This is a genomic window from Streptomyces sp. NRRL S-118, assembly GCF_000716335.1.
Taxonomy (GTDB): Bacteria; Actinomycetota; Actinomycetes; order Streptomycetales; family Streptomycetaceae; genus Streptomyces.
The window spans coordinates 94,084-103,221 of record NZ_KL591016.1 but is presented as its reverse complement, the minus strand read 5'-3'; the positions used below and the strand labels follow the sequence as shown (position 1 = coordinate 103,221).

The following is a 9,138-nucleotide window of genomic DNA, read 5'->3' as shown; positions in this document are numbered from 1 at the left end:
CGAGCTTGGCGGTGGTGGTCCCGCCCGTCGCGTCGGTGAGTACGACGCGAGCGGCGGCCTTGGTTCCGTAGTAGACGCCGGAGTGGAACAGGCGCTTGGCCGTGCCCTCGGTCTGGTGGCTGACGCCCGGCGCGGACATGTCCAGGTTGCCGTCGACGACGCTGCGGAAGTTCTCGCCGCCGTCGCCGGTGGACCAGTGCTTGCCCTCGGGGGTGAGCCACAGCTCCACGCCGGGGGCGGCCTTCACACGCTCGCCCGGGGCCACCACCCGCACGGGAGACGCATGGGTCTTCCCGGCGGCCTTCCCGATGGTCTTCGCGGTGATCCCGGAGGGGGCGTCCGCAGGGGCCTTCGCGGGGGCCGGCTGCGCCGGTGCGGCCGCGACGGTCGCACCCGGCGCGGGTACCGGCTCCGGGGACGCGGTCGCGAACGCCGTGGTCGGCAGGGTGGCGGGGACCGCCACCAGCGCGGCGGTCACGGACACGGCCAGCGCGTACTTCTTCATCCTGGTCATGGATGCGGATCTCCTTGCGGATCAGCAGGGCGGACATGACGGAGCGGCGCCTCTCCACTCCCTAGAACTCCCGCTGCCCCGCGGCCGGATGACACCCCGTCGGGATCAGTCCCACCAGAATGTCCACTGGTGACGGTTGAGCACCTCCTCGGCGGCGTACTCGCGCAGGGAGTCGTAGTCCTGCCACACGGCGTCGGGGCAGAACGCGTAGTGCTCGGCGGCCAGCGCGAGCGCGTCGTCCGGGGTGCTCGGCGGTGCCGCGACGGAGACGACGAGCAGGTCCGAGCCGAGGCCCACCAGCCGAATGCCGAACCGCTCCTCCCAGGAGCGCAGGACGGCCGACAGCCGGACCGCCTCGGTGTGCTGGGCGGCGCCGCCCCAGCCGAGGGCGGCCAGGATGTCGGCGCTGCGGCGGGCCGGGACGAGCGCGCCGCGGGCGTCCTTCAGCCACTCGTCCCCCTCGGCCAGTCCGGCGGCCACGCGGGCGGCCACGGCGTCCGGGTCAGCGCCGGGCGCACCGGCCGGTGCGAGGCCGGGCCACGCGCGCGTGAAGGGCTCGATCAGCGCGTCGGCGGCCTCGCCGTCCTCGTCGTCGTCCGCCTCCTGCTGGATCTCCCGCCACAGCTCGGCCAGTATCGAGGCGGCGTCGTGGTCGTCCGGGTCGTCCACCTGGCTCGGGTGGAGGTACTGGGGCTCGGCGAGCAACAGCGGCTGCAGCCCGGCCGCCTCGCGCGCGGACATCAGACGGCTCCACGTGCCGGACGTGGCGTGCTCGTCCGCGTACCAGTAGGACGGCTGCACGCGTACGGTGCCGGCCGGCAGTTCCAGGCCCAGGGCGTTCGGGTTGATGACCATGCGACCGACCATAGGGCGCGCCACTGACAACGCGCTCACGCCGCAGCTCCGGGCCCTTCCCGGCTCCTTTCCCGGCCGGTCCACCGGCCGGTCCCCGGCCGATTCCCGGCCGGTGGAACGGCAGTTGGGGCGGCAGTCGGGGCGGCTGGCCGTGCGGTGCGGCGCGCCCCACGGGAACGGACGGGCCCCCGTCGCACGGCGGGTGCGGCGGGGGCCCGGACTCGGGGTGACGCGGGGTCAGAGGCGCTCGGGCGTGCGGATGCCGAGCAGCGCCATGCCCTGGTGCAGGGTGCGGGCGGTCAGGTCGACGAGGAAGAGCCGGTTCTCCACGACCTCCGGCGCGTTCTCGTCGCTGATCACCTGGCACTGGTCGTAGAACGTCGTCAGGTGCGACGCCAGCTGGTACAGGTACGCGGCCAGCTTGTGCGGCTCGTACGAGGAGGCGACCTCGGCGAGGACCTCGCCGAACTGGTCCAGGTGCAGGCCCAGCGCACGCTCGGCCGGGGCCAGCGGCAGCTCCGGGTGCGCGGCCGGCTTGGCGTCGCCCGCCTTGCGCAGGATCGACTGGATACGGGCGTACGCGTACTGGAGGTACACGGAGGTGTCGCCGTTGAGCGACACCATCTGGTCCAGGTCGAACTTGTAGTCCCGGGACGCGGAGGTGGACAGGTCGGCGTACTTCACGGCGCCGATGCCGACGTACCGGCCGTTCTCGACGATCTCCTGCTCGCTCAGGCCGACCTTCCCGGCCTTCTCGCGGACCACGGCGGTGGCCCGGTCGATCGCCTCGTCCAGCAGGTCGACCAGTCGGACCGTCTCGCCCTCACGGGTCTTGAACGGCTTGCCGTCCTTGCCCAGGACCGTGCCGAAGGCCAGCTGGTACGCGTGCACCTGGTCGTTCAGCCAGCCGGCGCGGCGGGCCGTCTCGAAGACCATCTTGAAGTGCAGCGACTGGCGCGCGTCCACGACGTACACCAGGGAGTCGGCGCCCAGCTTCTGCACCCGGTCACGGATCGCGGAGAGGTCGGTGGCTGCGTACCCGTACCCGCCGTTGGACTTCTTCACGATCAGCGGGACGGGGTTGCCGTCCGGGCCCTTCACGTCGTCGAAGAACACGCACAGGGCGCCCTCGGAGCGCACGGCGACGCCGGACTCCTCCAGCAGGCGGCACGTCTCGTCGAGCATGTCGTTGTAGCCCGACTCGCCCACCACGTCCGGGTCGGCGATCTCCATGTCCAGCTTGTCGAAGACCGAGTAGAAGTAGATCTTCGACTCGTCGACGAACCGCTGCCACAGCGCGAGGGTCTCCTCGTCACCGGACTGGAGGGCCACCACGCGGTCGCGGGAGCGGGCCTTGAACTCCTCGTCGGAGTCGAACAGGGCGCGGGCCGCCTTGTACAGCCGGTTGAGGTTGGACATCGCCTCCTCGCCGGAGACGTCCGCGTCCTTGTGGTCCAGCTCGTGCGGGTGCTCGATCAGGTACTGGATGAGCATGCCGAACTGGGTGCCCCAGTCGCCGATGTGGTGGCGGCGCACGACCTTCTCGCCCGCGAACTCGAGGATCTTGACCACGGCGTCACCGATGACGGCGGAGCGCAGGTGGCCGACGTGCATCTCCTTCGCCACGTTCGGCTGGGCGTAGTCGACGACCGTCGTGCCGGGCCGGTCCTTGCGCGGGACGCCGAGGCGCTCGTCGGCGGCGCGGGCCGCCAGCGTCGCGGTGATCGCCTCGTCCGTGACGGTGATGTTGAGGAAGCCGGGGCCGGAGACCTCGATGTCGCCGATGAGGTCGTTCGCCGGGAGGGCGTCGACGACCTTGCCGGCGAGCTCGCGCGGGTTGCCCTTGAGCCGCTTGGCCAGGGCGAGGATGCCGTTGGCCTGGAAGTCCGCCCGGTCGCTTCGTCGCAGCAGCGGGTCGGCGGAGCCGGCCTCCGGCAGGGCTGCCGAGAGGGCGTCCGCGAGGCGCTGCTGCACGGTCGAAGCGAGGGAAGGGACCGAGGCCATGAGCTTCCGTTCCTGTCGTGGTGGTGAATGCGTATTCCGGTTGTCAAGTGTCCCACGGGTCCGCAAGCTCTTTGTCGCGTGAGGCGTGGCCTGTGGACAACCCGCGGACCCGTGAACCGCGGACCTGTGGACAACCTCGGACCGGGTGGATCCGTCTGGGAGAATGGCTTACGCCAAGCCTTCGAGAACCCCGAGCAATCAAGGACGTGCCGATCGTGGCTCAGAGCAGCACCGAGACCGACTGGGTCTCCCGTTTCGCGGACGAGGTCATCGCCGAGTCGGAGCGACGTGCGCCTGGCAAACCGGTCGTGGTCGCCTCGGGCCTGTCGCCGTCCGGCCCCATCCACCTGGGCAACCTCCGCGAGGTCATGACCCCGCACCTGGTCGCCGACGAGATCCGCCGACGGGGCCACGAGGTCCGCCACCTGATCTCCTGGGACGACTACGACCGGTACCGCAAGGTGCCGGCCGGTGTCCCGGGCGTCGACGACACCTGGGCCGAGCACATCGGCAAGCCGCTGACGTCGGTGCCCGCGCCGGCCGGGTCCCCGCACCCGAACTGGGCCGAGCACTTCAAGGCCGCGATGGTCGAGTCGCTCGCCGAGCTCGGCGTCGAGTTCGACGGCATCAGCCAGACCGAGCAGTACACGGCGGGCGCGTACCGCGAGCAGATCCTGCACGCGATGAAGCACCGCGGCACGATCGACGCGATCCTGGACCGCTACCGGACCAAGGACAAGGCGACCGGCCAGCCGAAGAAGCAGGTCAAGCAGCAGCAGAAGCCGGTCGACGAGGCGGAGCTGGAGGCCGCCGAGGGATCGGGCGCGGCGAGCGAGGACGACGGCTCCGGCGGCGCCGGCGGCTACTTCCCGTACAAGCCGTACTGCGCGCGGTGCGAGCGCGACCTGACCACGGTCACGGCGTACGACGACGAGTCGACCGAGCTCGCGTACACGTGCGTGTGCGGTTTCTCGGAGACGGTGAAGCTCAGCGAGTTCAACCGCGGCAAGCTGGTCTGGAAGGTCGACTGGCCGATGCGGTGGGCGTACGAAGGCGTGATCTTCGAGCCCAGCGGTGTCGACCACTCCTCGCCCGGCTCGTCCTTCGTGGTCGGCGGGCAGATCGTCCGCGAGGTCTTCGACGGCGTCCAGCCCATTGGGCCGATGTACGCGTTCGTCGGCATCTCCGGCATGGCGAAGATGTCCTCCTCCAAGGGCGGCGTGCCGACCCCGGCCGACGCCCTGAAGATCATGGAGGCGCCGCTGCTGCGCTGGCTGTACGCGCGCCGCAAGCCCAACCAGTCCTTCAAGATCGCGTTCGACCAGGAGATCCAGCGGCTCTACGACGAGTGGGACAAGCTGGAGGCCAAGGTCGCCGACGGCTCCGTGCTGCCCGCGGACGCCGCCGCCCACTCGCGGGCGGTGCGCACCGCGGCCGGTGAGCTGCCGCGCACCCCGCGCCCCCTGCCGTACCGGACGCTCGCCTCGGTGGCCGACATCACCGCCGGGCACGACGAGCAGACGCTGCGCATCCTCAGCGAGCTGGACCCGGCGCGGCCGCTGGCCTCGCTCGACGAGGTCCGGCCGCGGCTGGACCGCGCCGAGAACTGGATCTCCACCCAGGTCCCGGCCGACCAGCGCACCGTCGTCCGCACCGAGCCCGACACCGAGCTGCTCGGCTCCCTGGACGACGAGGGCCGCGAGTCGCTCCGGCTGCTGCTGGAGGGCCTCGACAGCCACTGGTCGCTGGACGGGCTGACCACGCTCGTCTACGGCGTGCCGAAGGTGATGGCGGGGCTCGACCCGGAGGCGAAGCCGACGCCCGAGCTGAAGGTCGCCCAGCGGAACTTCTTCGCGCTGCTGTACCGGCTGCTGGTGAGCCGGGACACCGGGCCGCGACTGCCCACGCTGCTGCTGGCCGTCGGTGCGGACCGGGTGCGCAAGCTGCTCGCCGCGTAGGCGTCCGGGGCCGGCCACGGCCGGTTCCCGTCGGTTCGGCGGAGGGCCCCCACCTGCGGGTGAGGGCCCTCCGGCCTGTACTGCATCCTTCGGACGACCTCGGGTTCCGCCCCGCGCAGGACGTAACCGGGCGTCGCCCGCGGGAGCGTGGAGCCATGAAAGAGATCGTGGCAGTCATCGGCTGGGTCACCGGTATCCAGGGCGCCCTCGGGGTCGCCGGGCGGACGTTCGGCGACGGGCCGTGGGGCCTGCTGCACAAGTGGTGGGAGATCCCCACGGCGGGATACGCGGTGATCGCCGTCGTCGGCGCGGCTCTCGCCGTGTACGGGGAGACGGCGAAGAAGCGCGCGGCCCGCTGAGCCGCGGGCCCGGACACGGCCGGGCCCGTACGGCCCGCTACGCGATGTGCTCCGCTTCGAGCTCCGTGTTGTAGCGCTGCTTGAAGTCGTCCAGCATGCGCCGCAGCAGCACCGCGCTGAGCGGGTGGCGGATGCCGTGGCGGTCGCCGAGGTGTATGTCGAGGACCTCCACGCTCGGCCAGACGTTGTTCTCGTCGACGTACTGCTTGAACACCGGGTACGCCAGGCCGGCGAACCCCTGGGCGTCCGCGCCGTCGAGCTCGGCGTGCAGCTCGTCGTCCGGGGCCTCGTCCGGGGCCGCGCCGGGTGCGGTGCCGGGAGACGTGCCGGGTGCGGTGCCGTCCTCCGGCGGGAGCTGGTCGGCGGGGCCGGCGGGCTGCGCAACCCCGGCGGGGTCCGGGTCGAAGGCGGGGTCGTAGGTGCCGTCGTAGGTGGTCGGCGGGAGCTGGGGCGCGGCGAACCACGGGCTCACGTGGTTGCCGGGCAGCTGCGGCTGCGGAGCGCCGTCCTCGGGGTGCGGGGCCGGGAACTCCTCGGCGAGCTCGTCCTGCGGGGCACGCGCCGGGCCCGGCTGCTGGGGCTGCTGGGCTTGCCGGGGCGGCGGGGCCTGCTCCTCGGGCCGCGGACCGGGGTGGGCCTGCGGCTGTGCGGGGGTGGCCGCCTGCGGCAGCGCGGCGGCGGCCGGGCGCGGGCCGGAAGGGAGGCTCTGCTCGGCGGCAGCCGCGGTCGTTGCGGCGCCGGCCGGAACCGGGGCCGGGTTCGGAGTCGGGTTCGGCGGCAGGAGCACCGGCTCGATGCCCGCCGCAGCCAGGCCCGCCGGAGCCGTCTCGGCGAGCGGCACGCCGTACCTCGCCAGCCGCAGCGGCATCAGCGCCTCGACCGGGGCCTTGCGGCGCCACGCCCGGCCGAACCGGGCCTGCAGCCGCGCCTGGTAGATCAGCCGGTCCTGCTCGAGCTTGATGACCTGCTCGTACGAGCGCAGCTCCCACAGCTTCATCCGGCGCCACAGCCGGAAGGTGGGCACCGGCGACAGCAGCCAGCGGGTGAGGCGTACGCCCTCCATGTGCTTGTCGGCCGTGATGTCGGCGATCCGGCCGACCGCGTGCCGCGCCGCTTCGACGGCGACCACGAACAGCACCGGGATCACGGCGTGCATGCCGACGCCGAGCGGGTCGGGCCAGGCGGCCGCGCCGTTGAAGGCGATGGTGGCGGCGGTCAGCAGCCACGCCGTCTGGCGCAGCAGCGGGAAGGGGATGCGGATCCAGGTCAGCAGCAGGTCCAGCGCGAGCAGCACACAGATGCCCGCGTCGATGCCGATCGGGAAGAAGTACGAGAAGTCGCCGAAGCCCTTCTGCACGGCGAGCTCGCGCACCGCCGCGTAGGAGCCCGCGAAGCCGATACCGGCGATGATCACCGCACCGGTGATGACGACACCTATGAGCAGGCGGTGCGTCCGAGTCAGCTGCATCGCGGCCACCCGCGATCCCCTCCCGTTGTCGAGTCTGGCGGGCACAGCCTGGCACATACGTACGGAGCCCGGCCCTCAGGGGGAGGGCCGGACTCCGCAACGAGCCGGTGGCGGCTGCCGCCCGTGCGCCGTACGCGGGCTACTTGTTGGCGGTGGCGACGGCGGCCACGGCCTCCTTGGCGGCCTTGACGGCGTCCTCCATCAGGTCGTTCGGGTCGGGCGTCTTGGCGCCCGCGTACCCGGCGCCGTTGTACGAGAGGGTGATGACGGCGTTCTCGGTGCGGGTCACGATCGCCGCGTACTTGAAGTCCTCACCGGTCTTCTTCAGGCCGTAGCTGACGGCCGTCGCCTGGTCGCCGACGCCCGTGGCGACCGAGGTGCGCACGGCGGTGGCGCCCTGGGTCGCCTGGACCTTGGCGACCTCCTTGTCGAAGCTCTCCTTGGCGCGCTCCTCGCCGCTGCCGAGCGACGGGTCGGAGTCGTAGCGCAGGAGGGAGACGTCGAGCCAGCGGTAGTTCGAGCCCTTGATGCCCTTGTCCTCCAGGCCGTTCCAGGAACAGCTGCTGCGGCTGGCGATGTCGCTGGACTTCCCGGGCGTACCGGACTTGGTCTTCACGTCCGGGACCATGTCCTCGATGGTCTTCGCGGCGATCGCCTTGCACGCGTCGGGGAGCTTGGCGTACGTGGCCGGCTCGACCTTCTTCGGTGTCGCCTTGGCGGCGTCGGGCGAGGCGGCGGCCGGGGAGTTCTCCTTGGCCGGGGTGCTCTTGCTGTCGGAGTCCGACGAGCAGCCGGCGACGACGAGCATCACCGGGACGGCTGCGCAGGCGAGTATGCGGGTGAGTCGCGGGGCTGATCGGTACATGGTTCCTTCAGTCGCTTGTCGTACGGGCGTCCGGCAGTCCGGACACGGTAGCCCGAGTCGGTACGGGCCCGGGGGCGGGCTGCCGGTGCGCGGCGTGCGGGGCGGGCGTGGCTACTCGTCGAACTTCTCGGCGAGCGTGCGGGCCAGTCCCTGCGCCTTTTCCTGCAGTTCCTTGCTGTCGGGGACCTCGGTGATGCGGCCGGGCTGCTCGCCGTACCGGACGGTGACGATCACGTTGGATGTGCGGAACACCACGCTGACCGTGCGCCGCTGGGCGGTCGAACCGGCGCGGGTGAGGACGTCGTCGAGGAACGCGGCGTCGCCGAGGCCGGCGAGCAGGCGGGGCTCGAGGCCCTCGGGGGCCGACGTGGTGGTGCCGGTGGAGGTGGGCGTCCCCGGGCCGGCGGTCTGCGGCGTGGTGCCCGCAGCGGCGGCGCCGGCGGGGGAGGCGCCGGCCGGGGGGTCGGCGGGGGAGCCGGAGGGCAGCGGGGCGGTCGGGCCGGCGGACAGCCCGGCGGCGCTCTCCTTGCCCGTGTAGACCTGCTGGGCGCGGTCGTCGTCGCTGACGGCGGGGTCGTACGAGACGACCCGCTCGAAGTCGAGGGTGAGCTGGTGCGAGGCGTCGGGCCCGTCCGCCTTCCAGCTGCAGCCGGCGCGGCGGTCGGTGTCGTACGTGACGGCGGCGGTGCCGCGGTAGACGTGCTCGCGCTGTTCCTCGGGGAGGTAGTCGATGCCGGGGAGCAGGTCCCTGAGCGTGGAGCGCTGGACGGAACCGCAGGGTTCGAGGAGCGTGCGGTACTTGCCGGGGGGCGCGGCGGCCTCGGCCGGGCTGCCGGCCTTCGAGTCGGTGGGGGAGCCGTCGCCGCCGGAGCCGGCGGTGCAGCCGGTGAGCCCGGTGACGCCGGCGGTGACCGCCGCGAGGAGTGCGGCCAGGCCGGGTGCGTACGCCCTTCGCTGCACGGTCCGGGGCTCCTTTCGCTCGGGTGCCTGCCCACCGAAAACATGTTGCCGTCCGACGCCGGCGGGTGGACACAATGTGTATCGCACGCGCAGCCGTCGATGCCGGTCCGTTGTCGCTTATGTGGACGTTGGCTCCGGTTTTTGCGTTTTCAGAC

The 9,138-nt window shown here is 72.2% G+C and carries 8 protein-coding genes; 2 read left to right on the top strand and 6 right to left on the bottom strand.

Going from position 1 to position 9,138, the window contains the following annotated elements; translation table 11 throughout:
• From IH00_RS37675 to argS, 3 genes are all read right to left on the bottom strand, one after another.
• Positions 1-514, bottom strand: a 514-nt coding sequence (locus tag IH00_RS37675; protein WP_039947392.1) for a hypothetical protein, incomplete at its 3' end; no start/stop codon positions are given.
• Between the two features lie 105 nt (positions 515-619).
• Positions 620-1,369, bottom strand: coding sequence for a DUF4253 domain-containing protein (locus tag IH00_RS0124860; RefSeq protein WP_234334946.1), 750 nt, complete (start codon positions 1,367-1,369; stop codon positions 620-622).
• A 237-nt stretch (positions 1,370-1,606) separates the two neighbouring features.
• Positions 1,607-3,373 carry an arginine--tRNA ligase gene (argS, locus tag IH00_RS0124855; protein ID WP_031077235.1) on the bottom strand — a complete coding sequence of 589 codons (1,767 nt, stop codon included), beginning with the start codon at positions 3,371-3,373 and terminating at the stop codon, positions 1,607-1,609.
• 206 nt (positions 3,374-3,579) lie between these two features.
• Between argS and lysS the strand changes: the two genes are divergently transcribed.
• Both lysS and IH00_RS0124845 read left to right on the top strand, forming a co-directional pair.
• Positions 3,580-5,331 (top strand): lysine--tRNA ligase, encoded by a 1,752-nt coding sequence (lysS, locus tag IH00_RS0124850; RefSeq protein ID WP_031077233.1) that lies wholly within the window; start codon positions 3,580-3,582, stop codon positions 5,329-5,331.
• A gap of 155 nt (positions 5,332-5,486) precedes the next feature.
• On the top strand, positions 5,487-5,690 hold the full coding sequence (locus IH00_RS0124845; RefSeq protein WP_031077232.1) for a hypothetical protein: 204 nt from the start codon (positions 5,487-5,489) through the stop codon (positions 5,688-5,690).
• Between the two features lie 37 nt (positions 5,691-5,727).
• On the opposite strand, the gene IH00_RS0124840 is transcribed toward IH00_RS0124845, so the two are convergent.
• The 3 genes from IH00_RS0124840 to IH00_RS0124830 form a co-directional block, all read right to left on the bottom strand.
• The gene (locus tag IH00_RS0124840) at positions 5,728-7,167 is read right to left on the bottom strand and encodes a DUF2637 domain-containing protein (protein ID WP_031077231.1); all 1,440 of its coding nucleotides are present in this window, start codon (positions 7,165-7,167) and stop codon (positions 5,728-5,730) included.
• A gap of 130 nt (positions 7,168-7,297) precedes the next feature.
• On the bottom strand, positions 7,298-8,023 hold the full coding sequence (locus tag IH00_RS0124835; RefSeq protein ID WP_031077230.1) for a DUF3558 family protein: 726 nt from the start codon (positions 8,021-8,023) through the stop codon (positions 7,298-7,300).
• Between the two features lie 111 nt (positions 8,024-8,134).
• Positions 8,135-8,983 (bottom strand): hypothetical protein, encoded by an 849-nt coding sequence (locus IH00_RS0124830; protein ID WP_031077228.1) that lies wholly within the window; start codon positions 8,981-8,983, stop codon positions 8,135-8,137.
• Positions 8,984-9,138: the final 155 nt, after the last annotated feature.